The organism is Erythrobacter epiphyticus, assembly GCF_034653295.1.
GTDB lineage: Bacteria > Pseudomonadota > Alphaproteobacteria > Sphingomonadales > Sphingomonadaceae > Erythrobacter.
Window position 1 is genome coordinate 16,845 of record NZ_JAYEEU010000006.1, and the last position, 22,166, is coordinate 39,010.

A 22,166-nucleotide genomic window follows, 5' to 3' on the forward strand; every position below is an offset into this window, starting at 1 on the left:
TATCGAATTCGTAATCTCCCTGCCATCTGCATGCAGCAAGCCCAAAAACGGGGTTATTCAGATTGATGCCTAATACAATCGCCTATGCCGCGTTGATCATTTGGCCGATGGTGGTTCTGGCATTGTTCGCTTCAATACGGCCGGCCCACGCATTGATTTGGTCACTGCTGGGAGGGCTTTTGGTGTTGCCAGTCAACACAGGGTTCGATCTCCCTGTGGTGCCAGCGCTCAATAAGACGTCTATTCCGAGCGTTGCCGCTTTGATCGGAGCTCTGATTTTTGTGGGGCCCCGCGCCGTACGAGTGCCTCGCGAATGGTGGCTCATGGCACTAATGGTCCTCTACCTAGTATCACCGATGCTCACCGTCCTAACTAACCGTGATCCTCTGATATTCGGTGAACTAATGCTTCCGGGACTGAAACCCTATGACGCATTATCCGCCGCTGCTTCCAACGGTGTGAATCTCATTCCTTTTCTGCTCGGATACAATATGATCCGGACTGCCCGATCGCAGGATTATGTCTTGCGGGCTCTAGTCGTGGCAATGCTATTTTACAGCCTTCTGATGCTTGTCGAAGTCCGATTGAGCCCACAATTACATACGTGGATCTATGGCTTTTTTCCACATAGCTTCGATCAACAGATTCGGGGCGGCGGATTTAGACCGGTGGTTTTTTTGGGGCACGGATTACTGGTCGCCATCTTGACTAGCATGACCGCTGTCGCTGCGGCCTACCTCGCGCGAAGACGAGATCGGATTTTCGGGGTTTCCGCCTGGTTTTGGCTGGCTTATCTGATGCTCATTTTGGTTCTTTGCCGATCGATGGGGGCCTTGATCCTCGGCTTCGCAGCGCTTCCTGCGGCAATCTACATTCGGCGGGACAGTGCTCGCCTCATCTGCGCATTGGTGGCGATCACCGTCCTGGTTTATCCGCTCATGCGCGGCGCGGACTTGTTACCAGTGCAGGCATTTGCCGATCAAGTCGCGGATGAAAATCCCGAACGAGCCGGTTCTTTTCAGGTTCGGATCGATAACGAAAACATCCTTCTCGAGCGTGCGAGCCAGCGCCCCTTGTTCGGCTGGGGCGGATATGGCCGAAACCGGGTGTATGACGAATACACTGGCAAGGACATGAGTATAACCGACGGGACCTGGATCATCATTATCGGAACCAGCGGCTGGGCCGGGTATCTTGCGACTTTCGGGCTCTTATGCCTACCTTTGGTGGGAGCATGGTGGCGAGGTTCACATGTGAGCGCAGCCGGTACAGCTTTGTCGCTTGTGCTGGCTATCAACCTGGTGGACCTATTGCCAAACTCTTCGCTTACCCCCCTTACCTGGCTCTTGGCGGGGACTTTGGCAGCGATTCCACAGGGAGCTCGTCGCAAATCGGGGCCAATGATCCACCCTCCAGGCTCGATCCGCCAAGGTTCTAAGGCCCGATCGCACAGGGACTTTCCCAGAACTGCGATTTCCTTGATCCTTGAGCCAACAGGTGCCAATTGAGTTTCGACGTAAAAGTCACTTGAGAAATATCGCATTAATCAAAGCGCCATTTTGAATATCTCGAATGAGGGGTCTCAAATTCGATGACTAGCCAGCCAAGGCTGCTGATGCTGCCGCCCGCGCCGGTAATCATCACAGACCCGTCGTACCCCGTTCTGGACACCAAGTTCGTATCCGGCATGGAGTATATTTGTGCCAACTGGCCAGGTCGCATTGATTGCATTTTAAGAAATCAAACATCACACATCCCGTTTGGTGCGCGATATCCACTGTCCGACCTCCCCTTTGGTCTGCAGGTCATAGCCCCGAACGAACCGCTTGATCCCGCTCGACTGGAAGACTACGATGTAATTGAATTGTCCGGAGATATGCATCTGGATCTTGATTTGCCATTACTTGCCAAGCAAAGAAATCTGCGGGCCCGGCTTGTTTTGGTGATCGAATATACCCTCGAGACGCGGTTGCAAATCATCCAGCTTGATCGGGAGCTGTCTGTCTCGCGCAAGGCAAAAAGTGCGATCTGGACAATTTGGCAGGAGCTCCGTCGCCGACGGGCGATGCGGATGTCTGACGCAGTGCAAACGAACGGCTATCCAGCTTATGATGCCTACCGAAGCCTCAACCCGGATACGCTGCTTTATCTCGATAATCGCATGCGCGACGACCTGTTCGCTTCGGAGCTTGAAATGGCCGCGCGCAGGGATCACCTGTCCCAAAGGACGCCATTACGCCTGATCAATTCGGGTCGGCTCGAACCCATGAAGGGGTCTCAGGATCTCATACCATTTGCAACGGCGCTTCGTGATATCGGCACGAATTTCACGCTTGATATCTACGGGAGCGGCAGTCTTCAAAACGAGATCCAAAGCTCGATTGCGGCCAAGAATTTAGAAAAGATTGTAAAACTTCACCCGGCGGTCGATTTCGAGACAGAGTTGGTTCCGTTGTCGCGAAGAACGGCCGATGTCTTTCTCAGCTTCAACCGGCAGTCCGACCCTTCCTGTACCTATCTAGAGGCCATGGGGTGCGGGCTTCCGGTTATCGGTTATGCTAATCGCATGCTGGAAAGCCTGGTGCAAACCTCCCAGGCAGGCTGGACTGTTCCGCTGGGGAATGTAGCGGCCATGGCAAGGTTTGTGTCGTCACTCGCCCAGCGCGCCCAGGACGTTTCGCAGGCGGCGGCGAATGGTCTGGCCTTTGCGCGCCTACATTCTTTCCAAAGCGAATTTCTCAAGCGACAGGCCCACCTTTCCCAGGGGGTCGCCGACTTGAGTGATTGATCCTGCCGGGTGGGTTTGCGGTCAATCATTTAACGCGCCCCTTGCCCAAACCATTTTCGACAGTGAGAGCGTGATGGCAAAGATGCTCGCAGCCGTGGCGGCTGACGTCCCCCCAACTGGATACCTCGAAAAGCCCTCGCCATCGCTGGGCTGATCTTGGCGAGTTCCCCTGAAATGCGACCGTTTGCTGGTAGAATCCGGCACCAAGTGCACTGTTAACCAACGTCGGACCACTCGGATCTGGAGTTTTCCGCCTTGCTGAGGTCCGGTGATCTGGTTTCACCGGCTGATTTTGCCAGCTTGATCGGGGTGATATCCTGATCGCGCTGTGCGATCGCTCCTCGTTGTAACGTCTACGCCAGACCTCCAGCTTTTCGCAAGCATCGTCCAGCGACAGGAACCAATGAGCGTTCAAGCGCCATGTTATGCGCCCGCTTGACCATGCGCCGGGCTTCGGGGCAGGCTTGATCTCCCCCAAATTCACAGGCGGGCCTTGCGGGATTTGCCGATAGAGGCAAGAGCCTTGCCCGTCCGCCCCGCTCTTTCAGGGAAATGCTGCCCATGACGACCCGCGCCCGCGCGATTGCCGACAAGGTCGAAGCCTTCGTCCGCGAAACGGTGATCCCTTATGAAAAGGACCCCCGCGCCAAGGGCGATGGCCACGGGCCGGATGATGCGCTGGTCTACGAAATGCGCGAAAAGGCCCGCGCGGCCGGCGTGCTCACCCCGCACATCCTGGACGATGGCAGCCACCTGACGCAGGCCGAAACCGCGATGGTGCTGATCCCTTCGGGCCTTTCCCCGCTTGGCCCGCTGGCCTGCAACACCATGGCGCCCGATGAGGGGAATATGTATCTGCTCGGCCATGTCGCCTCACCCGATCAGAAGGCCCACTTCCTGAAGCCTCTGGTTGAAGGCCGCGCGCGCTCATCGTTCCTGATGACCGAACCCGCCGATGAAGGCGGCGCGGGGTCTGATCCTTCGATGATGCAGACCACCGCGGTGCGCGATGGCAATCACTGGCGGATCAACGGACGCAAATGCTTCATCACCGGCTACAAGGGCGCAAGCGTCGGGATTGTGATGGCCAAGGCCGAAGAGGGCGCGTGCATGTTCCTTGTCGATCTGCCCGATCCGGCGATCCACATCGAGGATGTGCCCGATACCATCGATTCCTCGATGCCGGGCGGGCACGCGACGCTGCGCCTTGATAATCTGCGAGTGCCGGCTGATCAGATGCTGGGCGAGCCGGGCAAGGGCTTTGCCTATGCGCAGATCCGTCTCAGCCCTGCCCGCCTCTCGCACTGCATGCGCTGGCTCGGCGGTTGCATCCGTGCGCAGGAAATCGCGACCGATTACGCCTGCCGCCGCGAGGCGTTCGGCAAGGCGCTGATCGATCACGAAGGCGTGGGCTTCATGCTGGCGGAGAACCGCATCCTCATCAAGCAATGCGAGCTGATGATCGACTGGTGCGCCCGCGTGCTCGATACCGGCGCGCTGGGCACCGAGGAAAGCTCGATGGCCAAGGTTGCCGTCTCCGAAGCCCTCATGAAAATTGCGGATAATTGCGTGCAGGTGATGGGCGGCACGGGCGTGACGGGCAAGACCATCGTCGAGCAGATCTTCCGCGAAGTGCGCGCGTTTCGCATCTATGACGGACCGACCGAAGTACATAAGTGGTCGCTCGCCAAGAAGATCAAGCGCGCGTGGCGTGAGGCGCAGGGCTGACAAGGGGGCAAGGGGCAAGAGGTGCAGACATTCGTTCCCGAACGGCTGGAATGGCCGCAAAGCGCCGCCGCCTTACGCGCCACGGTGCGTGAGATCGTGGCAGAGCACGGGGTGACCGATCCGGTCGCGCGCGCCAATTGCTGGTCGAAGCCCGATCCCGCCTTCAGCCGCAAGCTGGGCGCGGCAGGCCTGCTCGGCATGGTCTGGCCGCGCGCATTTGGTGGCCATGAGAGGAGCGCGATGGAGCGCTATGTCGTCCTGGAAGAATTGCTCGCAGCCGGTGCGCCGGTCGGCGCGCACTGGATCGCCGACCGGCAGACCGGCACATTGATCCTGCGCTATGGCCACGAGAGCGAGGCCGAGCGCTGGGTGCCCGGCATGGCACGCGGCGAGATCTATTCGTGCATCGGCCTTTCCGAACCGGGCGCGGGGTCCGACCTTGCCTCGGTCCGCACTGCCGCGCGGCGCGATGGCGATGGCTGGATCATCGCGGGCCAGAAAGTGTGGACCACCAATGCCCACCACGCCCATGTGATGATCGCGCTGATCCGCACCGATCCTTCGTCAGAACGCAATGCGGGCCTTTCGCAATTCATCATCCCGATGGATGCCCCCGGCGTGACGGTGCGCCCGATCATTGATCTGACCGGCGGGCATGATTTCAACGAAGTGTTCTTCGACGAGGTGCGCCTGCCGGCCACCGCGCTCCTGGGCGAGGAAGGCAATGGCTGGCGGCAGGTTACAGCCGAACTCTCGCTCGAACGCTCGGGGCCCGAGCGGTATCTGTCCTCGATGGCATTGCTGGTCGAGCTGATCCGCTATGCCGAAAGCCATGGCGACAAGGCGCTCGCCGATCTGGTCGCGCGGCTGGCTGCCGAGACCTGGACGCTGCGGCTGATGAGCGCGTCTGTCGCCACCAAGATCGCGCGCGGGGAAGACCCGGCGCTGGAGGCGACGATGGTGAAAGACCTCGGCAATGCCTTTGAACAGGCGATGCCCGAACTGGTGCAGGCGGCAGTCGATGTCGATCCGGCAGGGCCGGAGGCGCTGGGGTTGGTGCTCGGGCATTTGCTGCAAGTCTCGCCGTCCTTCTCGCTGCGCGGGGGGGACGCGGGAAATCCTCAAAGGCATTATTGCGCGGGGGCTGGGCCTGAGATGAGCGACGAACAGACCATGCTGGCCGAAATGGCAGGCGCCCTGTTTGCCAGCCTTGGCCCGAAAGCCGGTGCGGGCGATTGGAACGCGGTGGCCGAGGTGGAGCTTGCCGGGCTGCTGGTGCCCGAAGCGCAAGGCGGCTTTGGCGGGAGCTGGGAGGACGCGGTGATGGTGCTGCGCCTTGCGGGCTACCATGCGCTGGCCCTGCCCGTCGCCGAAGCGGTGATCGCGGCGCATCTGACGGGCCGCAGCAGCGGACGCGGCACCTTGGCGAGCGGCGCGCAAGGGACGCTGGCAGACGGCCACTTCAGCGGCACCCTTACCGGCATATGCTACCCTGAAGGGGCGGATTATGTGGTCGCCCCGGCCCCGCAAGGCGGTGCCATGGTGCTCGACATACCTGATGCGGGCTTGAGCCTGTCCGCCAATGTTGCTGGCGAACCGCGCGCCGCTGCCACGCTTGATCGCGTGGCTGCGCAGGCGATCCCGGGCGATGTTATCGGCTTGGGCGCGCTGGCGCGCACCGCGCAGATCGCCGGTGCGCTTGATGCCGCGCTGGCCCTGTCGGTCGATTACGCCAACCAGCGCCAGCAATTCGGGCGCGCGCTTGGCAAGTTCCAAGCGGTGCAGCAAAGTCTTGCGACGTTCGCGTGCGAGGCCGCCGCCGCCAATTGCGCCGCGATCGGCGTTGCGCAGGCAATGGCGCGGGGCAGCGCCCCTTACGAGATCGCCGCGGCCAAGCTGCGCGCCAACCGCGCGGTGGGCGTGGGCGCCGCGCTTGCCCATCAGGTGCACGGCGCGATCGGCTTCACGCAGGATTATGGCTTGCACCCCTTCACCCGGCGGCTGTGGGCGTGGCGGTCCGAATTCGGCAATGATGCCTATTGGAGCGCAAAACTCGGCCCGCAAATCATTGCGCGCGGGGCGGATAACTTCTGGGCAGACATCACCGCGCTGACGGATTAGGCGGCTTTGCTCCAATATTTCCGGCTGGCGATTTCCGCGCCTTGCGCGAGCGCCTCAAGCTTGGCCCAGACGATTTCGGGATCAAGCGCATTGCTGCCCGCGTGCACCGAAAAGCCGCAATCGACGCCCGCCATCACCCGCTCGCGCCCGAGCAGATCGGCGTAGCGGCCGATGCGCTGTGCGATCAGATCGGGATGCTCGATATAGGGGCTCTGCGGCTCGACCATGCCGGGGCACAGCACCTTGCCTTCGGGCAGCGGGTGCTCTTCGAAGAAGGCAAATTCATGCGCATGGCGCGGATTGGCGCCTTCGAGCAGCACGGTCTGCGGCTTGGCCTGCCACACGATGTCGCCAATCTCGCCCAGCGCGACATCGCAGTGGTGCGGGCCGGGATAATTGCCCCAGCACAGGTGCATGCGGATCTGCTCTGCCGGGATGTTCTGGAGCGCATGGTTCAAGGCGGCGATGTTCATGCCGATGCGCTTGCGGAATTCCTCGGTCGAAAGATGCGTGAACTGGACGTGACGCCCCATCGCGAGATCCGGGCAATCGACCTGCAAGGTGATGCCCGCCGCCGCGATGGTTTCGTATTCGTGGCGCAGCCCTTCGGCGAGCGCGAAGACATATTCCTCATCGCTCGCATAGAACTGGTTGGGGAAGAACAGCGCGGTCACCCCCGGCGAGGCGGCCGACATGAAGGTGGCATGGCCACGGGCGAGCCTTTGCAGGCGCTCGGCATCGATACGCGGCGCCTCCATGTCGATGACTTCGATCGGCGCCGTGCAGGCCGGAGCGGAACGCTTGGCGCGGCCCTTGTTGCCGAAGACCTGCGCCTTGGCGCCGGGGAAATCCTCCAGATCGGCAAATTCATATTGCCCGGCCTCGCCGCCGAAGCCCGACAGGCGGTGCTTGATATAGGTGGCGTAGCTCGGCTTCGACATCTCGCCATCATTGACGATCGATACGCCCGCCTTGATCTGGCGTTTGATCACATAGGCCGTGGCGCGCTCGACCGCGGCGTCGAAGGTGGCCTCGAGCACCGGGGTGCCGCTCTCGCGCGCGAACACCAGATCAAGCAGGTAATCGGGACGCGGCAGGCTGCCGACATGGGTGGTCAGAAAGCGATCAGTAGTCATGATGGGGGCCCTTGCAGCACGGCGGCCTGGAGAAACTCACGCACCAGCGCATCAAAGCGCGCCGGATTATCGAGATTGGCGACATGGCCCGCCCCTTCGACGAGCGCGAAGGACCCATGCGGGACGGCCGCCGTCAGGGCCGCAGCGCAGGCCCGTCGCCACGGCGTATCGTGCTCGCCCGCCAGCGCCAGCAACGGCATCGCCAGTGAAGCCGCATCGGTGCGGGTCAGATCGGGCAAGGCAGAAGGCCGGGCCAGATCGTGGCCTTCATAATCGGCAAGCATCACCGCCAGCGCCTCGGCCGCAGCCGGGGTGCAGGCCTGCATCAGCGGGTGCTGCGCCCAATCGGCGCGCATTGCCGCGAGATCACCGGCCGCCGCAAGCGCCTGATAATGCGCCAGATCAAGCGTTTCGTGCCGTTCGACCAAGGCTGGCAGCGGCGCCCCGCACACCACCAGCGCATCGATCCGCCCGGCCATCATCACCGCGGTATCGAGCGCGACGCTCGCCCCTTGCGACAGGCCAAGCAGGCTGAAGCGATCAAGCTTGAGAACATCGGCGATGCGGGCAATATCCTCTCCCTCGCGCATCAGAGCAGGCGGCGCGCTGGAGCGGCCAAAGCCGCGCCGGTCGGGCATGATCAGCGTGAAATCGCGCGCCAGATCAGCCATCTGCGGCTGCCACATGCGCGCATCAAGCGTCCAGCCGTGAAGCAGGATCAGTGGCGGGCCTTCACCCGCCACTGTCAGACGCAGCAGCCCGCCTTCAACATCAACCGCACCGCGCCAGGGCGCATTACCACCGGCCACAGGCGCCGCCATGATCGCACGCGCGCCCATGGCTGGCGCTAGGCAGCTTCTTCAGCGCGGAACGAGTTGTTGTTGTGATGATCGCCCGCCAGCCAGCGCTTGAGTTCGCCATGCGCCGAAGCCCGGCGTTCGGCATCAAGCGGCGCCGCACGCGGGTCATCATGAGTGAACTCGAGGATCATCCCGTTGGGATCCTTGACATAGAGCGAGCGGCAATAGCCGTGCTCCAGCACATAGGTATCGGGCTCGGTGATCCCGGCTGCGGCAATCCGCTTCTGCAATTCGGCCTGCCCATCGGCATCGACATGCAGCGCGATATGGATGAACGGGCTTTCCGGCAGATCGGGGCCGAATTCGGCCTGGTCTTCGGGATCGGCGAATTGGAAGAAGGCGAGCGCGCTGCCATCCGCCAGTTCGAAGAACACGTGGCAATAGGTGCGTTCCTTGCCGAACAGCTCGTCCTTTTCGCAATAGGTCGCCATCAGCGGGAAGCCGAGCACGTCTTCGTAGAACGCGCGGGTCTTCTCGAGATCCTTGGTCACATAGGCCGTGTGATGCAGGCGATTGGCGAGGATCTTTTGCGTCATCTGCTCTCTCCTTGAATTCCGATTTGCGCTTTATGCCGCATGTGCGCGCCCATCAGAAATCGTAACGCACCTGCACGCCAAAGCGACGCGGACGGGCACGGAACACGAAGCCGCCGGGCGAGAATTCCGCGTTATAGGTCTTGTCGAACAGGTTCTGGGCGAAGGCCGTGATGGCCACGCCATCAACCTTGATACCAAGACGTGCATCGACGAGATCAACCGGATCGCGCACGGTGGTGTTGAACGGCTCCCACCAGGTCCGCCCGATGCGGCGGTAATCGACGCGCGCGAGCAGATCGACCCGGCCGGCCAGCGGCCCGGAATATTGCGCGCCGAGGTTGAGTGTCGAGCGCGCGATCTGCGGGGCTTCGTTGCCGATGACGCTGGGATCGGGGAATGCCTTGATCTCGCTGTCAGTCAGACCGAACGAGGCGTTGACATCGAAATAGGGCAGGATCCGTGCCGAGGCATCGATTTCAAAGCCATTGAGCCGCACCTCAGGGATGTTGCCGAGGTTCTGGGTCGACGACTGGGCGAGGAAGACGAAGAAATAGCTGTTTTCCGACTTCGTGGTGTAAGCCGCCGCATTGAGGTTCACCGGCCCGATCTTGGTCTTCACACCGACTTCGAAGGTATCAGCGGTTTCCGCCTCGAAGATATCGCCCACGCCCACGATGGCGTTGTTGATCGCCTCGGCGCCGACGCCGGTCTGGTTGAAGCCGCCCGAACGGAAGCCACGGCTGTAGCCGCCATAGATCGTGACATCACGATCCGGCTTGTAGGTGAGCGTCACCTTGGGCTGCCAGTCTTCGAAGGTGCGGGTGCGCACTTCGCCGCTTTGCGCCTGTGGCACACCCGGCACCACCGGCAGGAAGCCCTGCGGGGTCAGCGTGGTCTGGCGGCGACGGTCACGGTCATACCGCAGCGAGGCATCGACGCGGAACTGTTCGGTGAATTCGTAGCCCGCGTTGACGAAAGCCGCCCAGGCGAAGTTTTCCTGTCCGTCCGCCAGATAGCTGAACTGCGGGTTGAGCGGGTTGGTCGAAGGGGTGCGGAACACCGGGAACACGCCGTTGCCGGTGTCGATCATGTTGCCGGTTGAAATGAAGCGGGTGGTATCGACCAGATAGCCACCGACCAGCCAGTTGAACTTGCGCCCGTCATTGGGCGAGGCCAACCGCACTTCCTGGCTGAACGCCTTCACATTGAGATACTGGCTCTGGTTGAGGTCAAAGCCATTGCCGGGGCCGAAAATGCCTTCAAACAGATTGAAGAAGAAGCTGTCTTCGATCGGCAGGAAGTCGAACGCATCTCCGGTGAGGATTTCCTTGAGGGTGTCGTAAGACGAAATCGCGGTCAGCACCGCGTTATCACCCTTGTATTCGACCTTCATCGCCACGTTGTAGATGTCGCGATCGTTCTGACCGGGGTTGTTCACCCGCACATCAGCGATCGTGTTCACATCATTGACGATGTTGTAATAGAGGCCCTGCGTGCGCAGCTGGTTCACCGATGCACGCACATCGATGGACAGACGATCCGTGGCTTCAAACAGCAGGCTGCCGCGCAGGCTGAAATCCTGCACCGGATCGGCATCTTCACCCAGGAAGGTGTTGGGGATGAAACCGTCGGTGTCGTAGTAGGAACCGGCCACGCGGAAGAACACGTTATCTGCGAGCGGCCCGCTGACCCCGCCGCGCAGGAAATAGCCGAAACCATTATCGATCCCGGCGGTCACATTGCCTTCGAACTCGCTCGTCGGCTTCTTGGTGTTGATGACAATCGCGCCGCCGATCGCGTTGCGTCCATAGAGGCCGCCTTGCGGACCTTTCAGGACTTCGATCTGCTCGATGTCAAAGAGCTCCTGGTTGAATTGTGCGGGGTTTACTTGAAGCACCCCGTCTACAATCACTGCGACCGAAGGCTCGGAGTTGCGGTTCTGCGTGATACCGCGGATGACGACGAAGGCATTGCCTGCGTTCTGGGTTTCGACCAGCGTCACGTTGGACGTCAGGCCGATGAAATCGGAAGGACGCTCGATCCCGGCATCATCAATCGCCTTGGCATCGAAAGCGGTGATGGCGAGCGGCGCATCCTGCAAGCGCTGATCGCGGCGCAGCGCGCTGACGACGATCTCGCCGGTGGTGGGGGCTTCGGCCTGCTGGGCCGGGGCATCGGCCGTCTGCGCAACCGCTGGCGTGGCCAGCAGGGCAGCAGCGAGAGCCGTGGTGCTCGCAAAAGTGGCGCCCGAAATCTTCATATATCTCTCCCCTGTGGGGCACGCGAGACGCGCGCCTTCGTCATGCCCTCCTCCTTATCCCCCTATTATCTTCGAAATGCGAAGTCAACTTCGATATGCGAAAAACCGGCAAGTGTTGCCTTATGGCCGCAGCGAGACCTCGAGCGCGGGCCAGCGTTTGAGAGCCGCCTCGATCTCGCCCGCCGCCGCTCGCAGCAGCGGCAGGCGGGTGCGCACGAGTTCATCCTGCGAAATACGCGTGGTCGAGGTTGAACAATTGATCGCGGCGATCACCCGTCCATCGCGCCCGAACAGCGGCACCGCGACCGAGACGATGCCATAATCAAGCTCATCAAGCGCCGAATCATACCCGCGCGCCGCGATCAGCGCGAGCCGCTCTTCCATCGCGGCCCGCTCGGTTATGGTGCGCTCGGTGAAGCGCTGGAACGGCGCGCCATCCAGCAGCGCGGTCTGCTCCGCCGGCCGCAGATGCGCAGCCAGCGCCTTGCCAAGCGAGGTCGCGTGGAACGGGAACCGCGTGCCGACATTGGCGGCCACCCGAAAGCGCCGGTCGGTCGAGACATGGGCAACATAGAGGATCTCCGCGCCCGAGAGCACGGCCAGCGAGGCGCTGTCGCCGGTCTGATCGCGCAATCCCTGCAAGGGCGGCAGCACCACCTGCTCGATCTGCATCGAGGCCAGAAAGGCCGAGCCAATCGTCAACACCGAAGGACGCAGCAGGAACTTGCGTTCATACTGGCCGATATAGCCCAGCTCGACGAGCGTCTTGAGACAGCGCCGCACGACCGCAGGCGAGAGATCGGTGCGCGCCGCGACCTCGCTCAGCGTCATTTCGGGATGCGCTTCGTCAAAAGCCACCAGCACGCGCAGACCGCGTTCAAGCGTCGAGAGGTATTCGGGATCCTTGCCAACGCTTTCGGGGTCTGCTTCAGCCATGCTCAACTCCTGATGGTGCGGCGGATTTCCTCGTCATGGCTGCCCAATAGGGGAGGCGCTGTGACTGTGTCCATGCGCGCGCCATCGAAACTCACGGGGAAACGGATGGTGCGGAACGGCCCCTTCGGCCCGGCCGGATCGCTGACTTCGAGGCCAAGATGCTGCGCCTGTTCGCTCGCCAGCACTTCTTCGGAAGTGTGCACCGGCGAATTGGGCACTTCAAGGCGGGTCAGCTCGGCCGCCCAATGCGCGCGCGGATGCTGCGCGAAGATCGGGGCGAGAAAGGCGACCACATCTTCATAATGAGCGATGCGGGCATCGCGGCTGGCGAAGGCGGGCAGCGCAAGCATGTCGGGCTGGCCCACCGCGATCGCCAGGTTCTCCCAGAACTTGGGCGGCGAGGACATGTGCAGCGCGATCCATTTGCCGTCGGCACAGGCGAAGACATAGGACTGGCTGACATGCGGGCGGCTATAGGGCCCCATCACCTGATCGGCGGACAGCAGATGGGTGAAATCATCGAGATTGAAGTGGCACATTGCCTCGAACATCGAGGTTTCCACCAGCCTGCCCTTGCCCGTGGTCTCGCGTTCATGCAGCGCGGCGAGCACACCGATCGCCGCGTAAAAGCCCGTCATCGCATCGGCAATCGCCGGGCCGACCACGCGCGGGTGTTCGGGATTGACGAGCAGCCGCAGGAACCCGCTGGCCGCCTGCGCCACGGTGTCGAACGCAGGGCGGTTGCGATCCGGCCCTTCGCTGCCAAAGCCCGAGATCGAAGCATAGATCAGGCGCGGATTAAGGCCCTGCAAGCGCGCGGCATCGACATTGAGACGATCCGCCACGCCGGGGCGGAAATTCTGGATGAAGACATCGGCCTGCTCCACCAGCTGATCAAGCACCGCCAGATCTTCGGGGTTCTTGGGATCAATCGTCACCGAGCGCTTGTTGCGGTTGTAAGTCTGGAAATGCGGGCTGTAGAGTTCGCCCTTGAACGAGCGGAACGGATCGCCCGTGCCGGGCTGTTCGATCTTGATGACATTGGCACCCAGATCAGCGAGGATCATGCCCGCAGCCGGCCCGGTGATGAAAGTGCCCATTTCGAGCACGGTTACGTCCTTGAGTGGCTGCGCCGTCATGTCATCATCCCGGTTATGCGCTTGAAGGTTGACGTTACCCTATATCTTTCGCATAGCGAAATCAACTTCGACTATCGAAAAGGCAAAACGGATGCGCATCGGCAAGCAGGACAACGCGGTTACGTCTATCTGCACCTCGGATGCCACCAGCATCACGGTGCGCGGGCTCGACCTGTGTGACGAGGTGATCGGCAAGGTCGATTTTACCAGCTATTTCTGGCTGCTCGTCACGGGCACGATGCCGTCGGGCCCGCAAAAGGTGCTGGCTGATGCCGTGCTCTGCGCCATTGCCGAACATGGCCTTGTGCCGAGCGTGGTCGCCACCCGCATGACCTATGCCGCCGCGCCCGAGGCGTTCCACGGCGCCGTTGCCGCCGGCTTGCTCGGCTGCGGTTCGGTGGTGCTCGGCAGCGCGGAAGTGGCAGGCAAGTTCTATGCGGCCTGTGTCGCGCGGGCCGAAGCCGAAGGCATCAGCGCTGCTGACGCCGCTACTGCCGCGATCAAGGAATTGCGCGCCGAGAAGAAGGCCATCCCCGGCTTTGGCCATCCGCAGCATTCGGGCGGTGATCCGCGCGCGCACCGGTTGCTCGCCATCGCCAAGGAGCAAGGCATCGAAGGCGCGCATATCGCCATGCTCCACACTATCGCTGCGGCACTGCCCGACACCATCGGGCGGAGCCTGCCGATCAATGTGAACGGCGCGATCCCGGCGGTGATGCTCGATGCGGGCTTCCCGCTCGCGGCGCTGAAAGGCATTTCGCTGCTCGCCCGCACTGCCAGCCTGATAGCGCACTTGCAGGAAGAAACCGAACGACCGATCGGCTTCATCATGTCGGGCGCGGCGGCGGAACGCATCGGGTTTGACGCGGGCGAATAGGCCAGCGCCGGCTTTCCCCTGCGCGCCCGCCGCTTCCGGCTTGCCTGAGCACTTTTGAGGGGCTGAGCACCCTTGCCTTGGCCCCCGCCCGGCGGCATGGGGAGCGCACAGGACAGGAGAGCTTTTCCCCCATGGTACAGACACTGCGTCAGATCGACCATTTCATCGTCGGCGACAGCCCCGCCAGTTCAAATTCCTCTGGCCGCAAGCACGCCATCTGGAACCCTTCGACCGGCGAAGTGCAGGCCGAAGTCGCGCTCGGCGATGCCGCGCTGCTCGCCCGCGCGGTGGAGACCGCGAAGCGCGTCCAGCCCGGCTGGGCCGCCACCAACCCGCAGCGCCGCGCGCGGGTGATGTTCGCCTTCAAGGAACTGGTTGAGGCGAACATGCAGAGACTCGCCGAGATGCTCTCCAGCGAGCACGGCAAGACCGTCCCCGATGCGCGCGGCGATGTGCAGCGCGGCCTTGAAGTGATCGAATATGCCTGCGGGCTGCCGCAGATCATGAAGGGCGAATACACCCACGGCGCCGGGCCCGGGATCGACGTCTATTCGATGCGCCAGCCGCTCGGCATCGGCGCGGGGATCACCCCGTTCAACTTCCCGGCGATGATCCCGATGTGGATGTTCGGCATGGCTTGCGCGGCGGGCAACGCCTTCATCCTCAAACCCTCCGAACGTGATCCGAGCGTGCCGGTGCGGCTGGCCGAGCTCTTCCTCGAAGCGGGTGCGCCCGAGGGGCTGCTTCAGGTCGTCCACGGCGACAAGGAGATGGTCGACGCAATCATCGAGCACCCTGATATCGCCGCGATCAGCTTCGTGGGCTCGTCCGACATCGCGCAGTATATTTACGCGCGGGGCAGCGCGAACAACAAGCGCGTGCAGGCCTTCGGCGGCGCGAAGAACCACGGGATCGTGCTGCCCGACGCGGACTTGGATCAGGTCGTTACCGATCTGACCGGCGCGGCCTTCGGTTCGGCGGGCGAGCGCTGCATGGCGCTGCCCGTGGTGGTGCCGGTGGGCGAGGACACCGCCGAAAAGCTCAAGGAAAAGCTGCTCAAGTCCATCGCGGGCCTGCGGATCGGTGTCTCGAACGATCCTGACGCGGATTACGGCCCGGTCGTCACGCCCGAGCACAAGGCGCGGATCGAACAGTGGATCACCACCGCCGAGGAAGAGGGCGCGGAGATCGTCGTCGACGGGCGCGGCTTCACCCTACAAGGCCACGAAAAGGGCTTCTTCGTCGGTCCGACGCTGATCGACCGCGTGACCCCGCAGATGAAGTCCTATCAGGAGGAAATCTTCGGCCCCGTGCTCCAGATCGTGCGCGCGCATGATTTCGAAGAAGCGTTGCGCCTGCCGAGCGAGCATCAGTATGGCAACGGCGTTGCGATCTTCACCCGCAACGGCCACGCCGCGCGCGAATTCGCCGCGCGGGTCAATGTCGGCATGGTCGGCATCAACGTGCCGATCCCGGTGCCGGTCGCCTACCACTCGTTCGGCGGGTGGAAGCGTTCGGGCTTTGGCGACATCGACCAATATGGCGTCGAGGGCCTGAGGTTCTGGACCAAGAACAAGAAAATCACTCAACGCTGGCCCGACGGCTCGCACGACGGCAGCAACGCCTTCGTCATCCCGACAATGGGGTGATCGCAGCACTCCCCCTCCCCACCAGGGAGGGGGAGCGTCGGTGTTTCAGCCTTCGAAAGCGAGCTTGGGCTTGCGCGCAGCGCCGGTCTCGTCAAGGCGGCGGCGAGGCGCGAAATAGGGCGCCTGCTTGAGCGCCTCGTCCCCGGCCAGCGCCCGTTCGACCACCGCGCGGAAGGCCGCTATGAACTGATCGATCGCCGCCTTGCTCTCGGTCTCGGTCGGCTCGACCAGCATCGCGCCATGCACCACCAGCGGGAAATAGACCGTCATCGGGTGATAGCCCTCGTCGATCAGGCCCTTGGCGACATCAAGCGTCGACAACCCGCCACCGAAATCCTTGTCGCCGAACAGCGCCTCGTGCATGCACGGCCCGCTCGCCGCGAAGGGCGCGTGGAGGATGTCCTCCATCGAACGCAGGATGTAATTGGCGTTGAGCACGGCATCTTCGGCGACCTGCTTCAACCCGTCCGCGCCGTGGCTGAGGATATAGGTCAGCGCGCGCGTGAACATGCCCATCTGGCCGTGGAAGGCGGTCATCCGGCCAAAGCTCGGCCCGCGTTCCTCGGTGTGCTCTTCCTCGACAAGGTAGAAGACGCCATCGCCATCCTGCCGCACGAAAGGCAGCGGCGCATAGGGCGCGAGCGCTTCGGAGAACACCACCGGCCCCGAACCCGGCCCGCCGCCGCCATGCGGGGTCGAGAAGGTCTTGTGCAGGTTGATGTGCATCGCATCGACGCCGAGATCGCCCGGGCGCACCCGGCCGACAATGGCGTTGAAGTTCGCACCGTCGCAATAGACATAGCCGCCCGCTGCGTGGACCGCATCGGCGATTTCGCGGAAGTCCTTTTCGAACAGCCCGCAGGTGTTGGGGTTGGTGATCATCACCCCGGCCACATCCGGCCCGAGCCGCGCCTTGAGCGCCGCCACATCAACCCGGCCTTCGGCTGTCGCCGGGATATCCTCGACCCGGTAACCGGCAAAGGCCGCCGTGGCAGGATTGGTGCCGTGGGCGCTTTCGGGCACGAGCACGACCTCGCGCGCATCGCCGCGCGCGGTGTGGGCCGCGCGGATCGCAAGGATGCCGCACAGCTCGCCATGCGCGCCGGCCTTGGGGCTCATCGCGACGCCGGGCATGCCGGTCAGCTTGCAGAGCCATTCGCCAAGCTGGCTGATCACTTCAAGCGCGCCCTGCACCGTCGATTGCGGTTGCAGCGGATGAATGTCGGCAAAGCCGGGCAGCCGCGCCATCTTCTCGTTGAGACGCGGGTTATGCTTCATCGTGCACGAGCCGAGCGGGAAGAAGCCGAGATCAATCCCGTAATTCTGACGGCTGAGGCGCGTGTAATGGCGCACGGTTTCCGGTTCGGTCAGGCCGACGAGGCCGATCGCTTCCGAACGGGCCAGCCCGCCAAGGCGGGTCGGCGCGGAAGCGTCCACCATCGGCAGATCAACGCCGGTAACATCGGCGCGGCCGATCTCGAACAGCAGCGGCTCTTCAAGCATCAGCGCGCGGTTGCCCGTGGTGGTGACAGGGCCGCCGAGAAAGCCGCTTTCGGCGATCTGCATCTCGGGCTTCCAGCCGGACTTGTTGGGGGCGTTCATCACACAGTCTCCTTGAGGCTGGCTGCAAGTTCGGCGGCGAGCCGCTCGATATCCTCTTCGGTGGTGGTCTCGGTCACGGCAACGAGCAGCGCCTGTTCGAGCGCGGCAACACCCGGATAGAGCCGCCCGAGCGAAACGCCCGCGAGCACACCGCGATCCGCCAGATCACGCACGATTTCGCGCGCCGGCTTGCCATCAAGCATCACGGTAAATTCGTTGAAGAAGCCGTTGTTGAGCACACGCACCCCCGGCACCTTCGCCAGACGGTCCGCCGCAAAGCAGGCCAGCCGGTGGTTTTCGGCGGCGAGCTCGCGCAGGCCGCGTTCACCCAGCAGCGTCATGTGGACGGTGAAAGCGAGCGCGCACAGGCCCGAATTGGTGCAGATATTGCTCGTCGCCTTCTCGCGGCGGATGTGCTGTTCGCGGGTCGAAAGCGTCAGCACGAAGCCGCGCTTGCCTTCGGCGTCAGTGGTTTCGCCGCACAGCCGCCCGGGCATCTGCCGGACATGCTTGGGATCGCGCACCGCGAACAGGCCAAGGTAAGGCCCACCGAATTGCAGGCCGACGCCGAGCGACTGGCCCTCGCCCACCACGATATCCGCGCCCATTTCACCAGGCGACTTGATCGCGCCCAGCGCCACCGGCTCAGTGTTGACCACCACCAGCAGCGCACCCTTGGCGTGGGCGGCTTCGGCAATCGGGGTCAGATCGCTGATCCGCCCGAGAATATCGGGATATTGCACCACGACGCAGGCGGTCTCTTCATCGATCCGGCTGATCAGACCCGAAAGCTCGGGATCAGGCGTGATCGAAGGCAGGGCATCGCCAATGGTGTAGCCGGTGAATTGCGCCATGGTCTTGACGACTTCGGCGTAATGCGGGTGGAGCGCGCCCGACAGCACCGCACGGGTGCGCTTGGTGACGCGCGCCGCCATGGCGACGGCTTCCCAGCACGCGGTCGAGCCATCATAGAGCGAGGCATTGGCTACCGCACAGCCATAAAGCCGCGCCACCTGCGTCTGGAATTCGAACAGCATCTGCAAGGTGCCCTGCGCGATTTCCGGCTGGTAGGGCGTGTAGGCCGTCAGGAATTCGCCGCGCTGGATGATGGTATCGACACTGGCCGGCACGTGGTGGCGATAGGCGCCCGCGCCGAGGAAGAACGGCACATCGCCTGCCACAAGGTTCTTCGCCGCGAGCTTTTTCATATGGCGTTCGACCGCCATTTCGCTGGCATGCAGCGGCAGATCGCGGATCGGCCCGTCAAGCTGCGCGATCGCGGGCACATCGACAAACAGATCGTCGATCGAGGCCGCGCCGATCTTTGTCAGCATGTCGGCCCGGTCGGTATCAGTGAGAGGAAGGTAACGCATGATGATCTCCTGTCGCCCGCTTGCAGGGGCGGACCAAGGCGCCAAGAATCACAGCTTGGCGACGAATTCCTGATACGAAGCCTCGTCCATCAGCCCTTCAAGCTCGGAGGGATCGGCCACCGTCATCTTGAAGAACCAGCCGTCTTCCTCGGGGCTGGTGTTGACGAGCGCGGGGTCTTCCTCGAGCGCGGGATTGGCTTCGGTCACTTCACCAGTGATCGGGGCATAGACATCGCTCGCCGCCTTGACGCTTTCGACCACAGCGGCGTCCTTGCCCTTTTCCACGGCGGTGCCGGGGGCAGGCAATTCGACGAACACGATGTCGCCCAACTGGCCCTGTGCGTAATCTGTGATGCCGACCGTGGCGAGATCGTCTTCGACATCAATCCATTCGTGTTCATCGGTGAAATAGCGCGGCATTGATCAGCTCCCTCGGTAATAGCGGTGCGGGACAAAAGGTGTGGGCGAGACGGTGGCGGCGAGGCGACGCCCACGCACTTCCACCTCAAGGAGAGTGCCGGGCGCGGCCTGTGCGCTGGCGACATAGGCCATCGCAATCGGCTGGCCGAGAGTGGGGGAAAACCCGCCGCTGGTGACCGTGCCGACCAGGTCGGCGCCAGCGAAAACTTCGGCGCCTTCGCGCGCGGGCAAGCGCCCTTCAATCTTGAGGCCAACCCACTTGCGCGCCGTGCCTTCGGCGATCTCGCGGTTGATCCGCCCGGCACCGGGGAAGCCCCCCTCGGTGCGGCGGCGCTTGTTGATCCCGAAAACCAGCCCGGCCTCAACCGGCGACGTCTCGGGCGAGAGATCATGGCCGTAGAGCGGCAGCCCCGCTTCGAGCCGCAGCGAATCACGCGCACCAAGGCCAATCGGCTTCACTTCGGGCTCACCGCACAGCAGCGTGGCGATGTCCTCTGCCGCGCTGGCAGGCAGCGAGATTTCGAACCCGTCCTCGCCGGTATAGCCCGCGCGCGCAATCGTCACCGCATGCCCGGCGAGCGTGTAACGCCCGAACTTCATGAAGGTGAGCGCCGACAAGGGATGTTCGCCCGTGACATGGCGCGCAAGCGCATCGGCCGCCTTCGGCCCCTGCAAGGCCAGCAGCGCCTGTTCATCGAGATGCTGGAGCGTGATCTCATCGGGGAGATGCTCGCGCAAGGTGGCGATATCATCCCACTTGGTCGCGCCGTTCACCACCAGATACAGCGCATCGGGCCAGCGCGAGACCATCAGATCATCGAGCACGCCGCCGTTTTCGTCGAGCAGCAGCGAATAGCGTTGCTGCCCCACTTTGAGGGTCGACAGGTCAATCGGCAGGATCGCTTCGAGCGCGGCATCAAGCCCTTCGCCCGACAGCAGCAATTGCCCCATGTGCGACACATCGAACAGGCCCGCATGCTCGCGCGTCCAGGTGTGTTCGGCGACAATGCCTTCATACTGGATCGGCATCTCATAGCCTGCGAACGGCACCATGCGCGCGCCTTGCGCCCGGTGCCAGCTATCCAGCGGCAAGGGATCGAGCGGCAGCGGTTCGTCAGAATCCATCGCTTGGTCGATTTGGTCGCTCACACAGGTTCCCGATCACAGAAATGACAGCAGCGCAGCGCCAAAACAGCGCTGCACCATTCCTGCCCCCTCTGTCGGGTGACCTGAGAGCTTGGGCGCACGGGGCCTTGCGGGCCGCCCTGCACTTTCCCCTTCGGTGGCCTTGCGGGTTACGCAAGGCGCTTTCCAGAGTGCCCTGTCTTGCGCGGTCCATTTGCCTGAGAGTTTCCGGGGCGGTTGCTCCTTCGGCGCCATCCCGACCCTGTGAGGCCGAGCCTGTCTCTCCCGCGAAAGACGCCGGAATCGCTCCCGGCAGGCCCTCGTCCTTTCGCGGATGCACAATCGCGCGTCAATCCGCGGTGTGAGGCTTTGCGCACGAATTGCGCGCAAAATGTGACGGGATGTTGCGTCAGGGTGCCAGAAGCGCGGTGGCGCGCGCGATCAGCGCCTTTTCGCGGTCGGTGAAGCCGCCGGTATCCTCGCCGCCGGGCGGCGGAGGGACTTCGGTGGTGAAATAGACAAGGCCCGCCCGGAACGCGTCGACCCACAGCCCTGATTGCAGCCCATAGGCCTCCCCCGAATGACCCATCCGCATGCGGCCATCGCCGAACAGCTTGTCACTGCAATCGCGATCGGGATGCTCGATAAGCTGGAGGCCAAGGCCATAGGTGCAGAAGAATGCGCCGTCACCGGGCCGCGAGCGCACCATCGGAGCAAACCAGTGCGTCTGCGCCCTATGCGAAAGGAACCCGCTTTCGCGCCGCCGCAACAACGCTTGTCCGATCTTGGCCAGATCGATCATCCCGATCCGCACCCCGCCCTGCGGCGAGAAGATCGAGGCATTGGTGCCGGGGACATAGCTGGCCAGATCGCAGGGCTGACCCTCGGCCACGGGGATGGTGCAATTCGGCGGCAAGTCCTCCGGCGCATCGCGGGCCACTTCGCCGGTATCGCGATAGAGCGTGACGGCGCGGGCCTGCATATCGGTATCGCATAGGGTCCAGTTGAGGCAGGCTTTCACCCCCAAGGGCGCAAACACCAGCCGCTCGACAAGCCGATCATACCGCTCCCCGCTTGCCGCTTCGAGCACCGTTGCGATGAGCGGCGAGCCAAGATTGGCATATTGGAATGCGGCCGCGCCGGGATAATCAACGTCGCGCCACGCAGCGGGATCGGCGAACTTGGCCTGCAAGCTCTCACCCAGCGGGATGATATAGCCCGCCTTGTCAGACAACCCCGCGCGGTGCGACAGCAGGTCGGTGAGCGTCACCGGCGCATCGGGATGATAGGGTGAGCGCACCGGCCACCCGAGATAATCCGAAACGTCGCGAGTCAGATCGACCTTCCCCTCGTCCATCAGCCTGAGCGCGGTCAGCGCCATGATCAGCTTGGAGATCGAGGCGATGCGCACCGGATCATTGGCTTCGAGCGCGCGGCCCGTCTCCTTGTTCGCCAGCCCTTCGACGATGAGCGGGGTAATGTTCTCGCGGTCGAAGGCGACCACCACCGTTGCGGGTGGCGGGGCGTCCTGCGCGGCGGCCGGGGCGGCGATGAACAGCATGGCGGCGAGGAAGCGGCGGAACATGCCGCCCATCATCGCCGCCCTGCGCTCCGCG

At 63.1% G+C, this 22,166-nt stretch carries 17 protein-coding genes, 1 pseudogene and 2 riboswitches; of the genes and pseudogenes, 6 read left to right on the forward strand and 12 right to left on the reverse strand.

Translation table 11 applies throughout. The features are described 5' to 3' along the window. Nucleotides 1-65: 65 nt before the first annotated feature. Complete coding sequence (locus SOQ14_RS04560) at nt 66-1,508, forward strand: O-antigen ligase family protein (RefSeq protein WP_322896879.1); 1,443 nt, start codon at nt 66-68, stop codon at nt 1,506-1,508. An 83-nt stretch (nt 1,509-1,591) separates the two neighbouring features. Continuing rightward, nucleotides 1,592-2,788: a glycosyltransferase family 4 protein gene (locus SOQ14_RS04565; protein ID WP_322896880.1), complete on the forward strand. Its 1,197-nt coding sequence runs from the start codon at nt 1,592-1,594 to the stop codon at nt 2,786-2,788. Between the two features lie 319 nt (nt 2,789-3,107). Here the strand turns inward: SOQ14_RS04565 and SOQ14_RS14460 are convergent. Beyond that, nucleotides 3,108-3,203 (reverse strand): annotated as a pseudogene (locus SOQ14_RS14460) (integrase core domain-containing protein); the annotation flags it as partial. 146 nt (nt 3,204-3,349) lie between these two features. Here SOQ14_RS14460 and SOQ14_RS04575 point away from each other — a divergent pair. Both SOQ14_RS04575 and SOQ14_RS04580 read left to right on the forward strand, forming a co-directional pair. Beyond that, on the forward strand, nt 3,350-4,516 hold the full coding sequence (locus SOQ14_RS04575; protein ID WP_416232729.1) for an acyl-CoA dehydrogenase family protein: 1,167 nt from the start codon (nt 3,350-3,352) through the stop codon (nt 4,514-4,516). A 21-nt stretch (nt 4,517-4,537) separates the two neighbouring features. Next, the gene (locus SOQ14_RS04580; protein ID WP_322896882.1) at nt 4,538-6,637 is read left to right on the forward strand and encodes an acyl-CoA dehydrogenase family protein; all 2,100 of its coding nucleotides are present in this window, start codon (nt 4,538-4,540) and stop codon (nt 6,635-6,637) included. On the opposite strand, the gene SOQ14_RS04585 is transcribed toward SOQ14_RS04580, so the two are convergent. The 6 genes from SOQ14_RS04585 to SOQ14_RS04610 all read right to left on the reverse strand — a co-directional run bounded on the left by SOQ14_RS04585 (nt 6,634) and on the right by SOQ14_RS04610 (nt 13,504). Continuing rightward, a complete protein-coding gene (locus SOQ14_RS04585) occupies nt 6,634-7,773 on the reverse strand; it encodes a cobalamin-independent methionine synthase II family protein (RefSeq protein WP_322896883.1) in 1,140 nt (379 codons plus the stop codon). The genes SOQ14_RS04580 and SOQ14_RS04585 overlap by 4 nt on opposite strands. After that, nucleotides 7,770-8,612 carry an alpha/beta fold hydrolase gene (locus SOQ14_RS04590; protein ID WP_322896884.1) on the reverse strand — a complete coding sequence of 281 codons (843 nt, stop codon included), beginning with the start codon at nt 8,610-8,612 and terminating at the stop codon, nt 7,770-7,772. The genes SOQ14_RS04585 and SOQ14_RS04590 overlap by 4 nt, the downstream gene beginning before the upstream one ends. A gap of 8 nt (nt 8,613-8,620) precedes the next feature. Further along, nucleotides 8,621-9,169, reverse strand: coding sequence for a VOC family protein (locus tag SOQ14_RS04595; protein ID WP_322896885.1), 549 nt, complete (start codon nt 9,167-9,169; stop codon nt 8,621-8,623). A 52-nt stretch (nt 9,170-9,221) separates the two neighbouring features. Further along, nucleotides 9,222-11,429, reverse strand: coding sequence for a TonB-dependent receptor (locus SOQ14_RS04600; RefSeq protein WP_322896886.1), 2,208 nt, complete (start codon nt 11,427-11,429; stop codon nt 9,222-9,224). Nucleotides 11,430-11,549: 120 nt separating this feature from the next. Then, a complete protein-coding gene (locus tag SOQ14_RS04605) occupies nt 11,550-12,365 on the reverse strand; it encodes an IclR family transcriptional regulator domain-containing protein (RefSeq protein WP_322896887.1) in 816 nt (271 codons plus the stop codon). Nucleotides 12,366-12,367: 2 nt separating this feature from the next. After that, nucleotides 12,368-13,504, reverse strand: a complete 1,137-nt coding sequence (locus SOQ14_RS04610) for a CaiB/BaiF CoA transferase family protein (protein ID WP_322896888.1) — start codon at nt 13,502-13,504, stop codon at nt 12,368-12,370. A 91-nt stretch (nt 13,505-13,595) separates the two neighbouring features. On the opposite strand from SOQ14_RS04610, the gene SOQ14_RS04615 reads away from it, so the two are divergent. After that, nucleotides 13,596-14,381, forward strand: coding sequence for a citryl-CoA lyase (locus tag SOQ14_RS04615; RefSeq protein WP_322896889.1), 786 nt, complete (start codon nt 13,596-13,598; stop codon nt 14,379-14,381). A 143-nt stretch (nt 14,382-14,524) separates the two neighbouring features. Continuing rightward, a complete protein-coding gene (locus SOQ14_RS04620) occupies nt 14,525-16,030 on the forward strand; it encodes a CoA-acylating methylmalonate-semialdehyde dehydrogenase (RefSeq protein ID WP_322897047.1) in 1,506 nt (501 codons plus the stop codon). A gap of 45 nt (nt 16,031-16,075) precedes the next feature. On the opposite strand, the gene gcvPB is transcribed toward SOQ14_RS04620, so the two are convergent. The 5 genes from gcvPB to SOQ14_RS04645 form a co-directional block, all read right to left on the reverse strand. Continuing rightward, complete coding sequence (gcvPB, locus tag SOQ14_RS04625; protein WP_322896890.1) at nt 16,076-17,632, reverse strand: aminomethyl-transferring glycine dehydrogenase subunit GcvPB; 1,557 nt, start codon at nt 17,630-17,632, stop codon at nt 16,076-16,078. After that, on the reverse strand, nt 17,632-19,005 hold the full coding sequence (gene gcvPA / locus SOQ14_RS04630) for an aminomethyl-transferring glycine dehydrogenase subunit GcvPA (protein WP_322896891.1): 1,374 nt from the start codon (nt 19,003-19,005) through the stop codon (nt 17,632-17,634). Before gcvPA ends, gcvPB begins: the two co-directional genes overlap by 1 nt. 48 nt (nt 19,006-19,053) lie before the next feature. Beyond that, nucleotides 19,054-19,425 (reverse strand): glycine cleavage system protein GcvH, encoded by a 372-nt coding sequence (gcvH, locus tag SOQ14_RS04635; RefSeq protein WP_322896892.1) that lies wholly within the window; start codon nt 19,423-19,425, stop codon nt 19,054-19,056. A 3-nt stretch (nt 19,426-19,428) separates the two neighbouring features. Next, complete coding sequence (gcvT, locus tag SOQ14_RS04640; protein WP_322897048.1) at nt 19,429-20,550, reverse strand: glycine cleavage system aminomethyltransferase GcvT; 1,122 nt, start codon at nt 20,548-20,550, stop codon at nt 19,429-19,431. 82 nt (nt 20,551-20,632) lie between these two features. Then, nucleotides 20,633-20,746: riboswitch (glycine riboswitch) on the reverse strand. After that, nucleotides 20,747-20,848: riboswitch (glycine riboswitch) on the reverse strand. It abuts the riboswitch before it with no gap. A gap of 111 nt (nt 20,849-20,959) precedes the next feature. Further along, nucleotides 20,960-22,135 carry a serine hydrolase domain-containing protein gene (locus SOQ14_RS04645; RefSeq protein ID WP_322896893.1) on the reverse strand — a complete coding sequence of 392 codons (1,176 nt, stop codon included), beginning with the start codon at nt 22,133-22,135 and terminating at the stop codon, nt 20,960-20,962. Nucleotides 22,136-22,166 lie beyond the last annotated feature (31 nt).

Excerpts from the sequence above, each read along its gene's own strand:
- SOQ14_RS04590 (WP_322896884.1), bottom strand. The coding sequence starts at position 8,612 with ATGGGCGCGCGTGCGATCATGGCGGCGCCTGTGGCCGGTGGTAATGCG.
- gcvPB (WP_322896890.1), bottom strand. The coding sequence starts at position 17,632 with ATGAACGCCCCCAACAAGTCCGGCTGGAAGCCCGAGATGCAGATCGCC.
- gcvT (WP_322897048.1), bottom strand. The coding sequence starts at position 20,550 with ATGGATTCTGACGAACCGCTGCCGCTCGATCCCTTGCCGCTGGATAGC.
- SOQ14_RS04645 (WP_322896893.1), bottom strand. The coding sequence starts at position 22,135 with ATGTTCCGCCGCTTCCTCGCCGCCATGCTGTTCATCGCCGCCCCGGCC.
- SOQ14_RS04595 (WP_322896885.1), bottom strand. The coding sequence starts at position 9,169 with ATGACGCAAAAGATCCTCGCCAATCGCCTGCATCACACGGCCTATGTG.
- SOQ14_RS04575 (WP_416232729.1), top strand. The coding sequence starts at position 3,350 with ATGACGACCCGCGCCCGCGCGATTGCCGACAAGGTCGAAGCCTTCGTC.
- SOQ14_RS04605 (WP_322896887.1), bottom strand. The coding sequence starts at position 12,365 with ATGGCTGAAGCAGACCCCGAAAGCGTTGGCAAGGATCCCGAATACCTC.
- SOQ14_RS04560 (WP_322896879.1), top strand. The coding sequence starts at position 66 with ATGCCTAATACAATCGCCTATGCCGCGTTGATCATTTGGCCGATGGTG.
- SOQ14_RS04610 (WP_322896888.1), bottom strand. The coding sequence starts at position 13,504 with ATGACGGCGCAGCCACTCAAGGACGTAACCGTGCTCGAAATGGGCACT.
- SOQ14_RS04615 (WP_322896889.1), top strand. The coding sequence starts at position 13,596 with ATGCGCATCGGCAAGCAGGACAACGCGGTTACGTCTATCTGCACCTCG.
- SOQ14_RS04600 (WP_322896886.1), bottom strand. The coding sequence starts at position 11,429 with ATGAAGATTTCGGGCGCCACTTTTGCGAGCACCACGGCTCTCGCTGCT.
- SOQ14_RS04585 (WP_322896883.1), bottom strand. The coding sequence starts at position 7,773 with ATGACTACTGATCGCTTTCTGACCACCCATGTCGGCAGCCTGCCGCGT.
- SOQ14_RS04565 (WP_322896880.1), top strand. The coding sequence starts at position 1,592 with ATGACTAGCCAGCCAAGGCTGCTGATGCTGCCGCCCGCGCCGGTAATC.
- gcvH (WP_322896892.1), bottom strand. The coding sequence starts at position 19,425 with ATGCCGCGCTATTTCACCGATGAACACGAATGGATTGATGTCGAAGAC.
- gcvPA (WP_322896891.1), bottom strand. The coding sequence starts at position 19,005 with ATGCGTTACCTTCCTCTCACTGATACCGACCGGGCCGACATGCTGACA.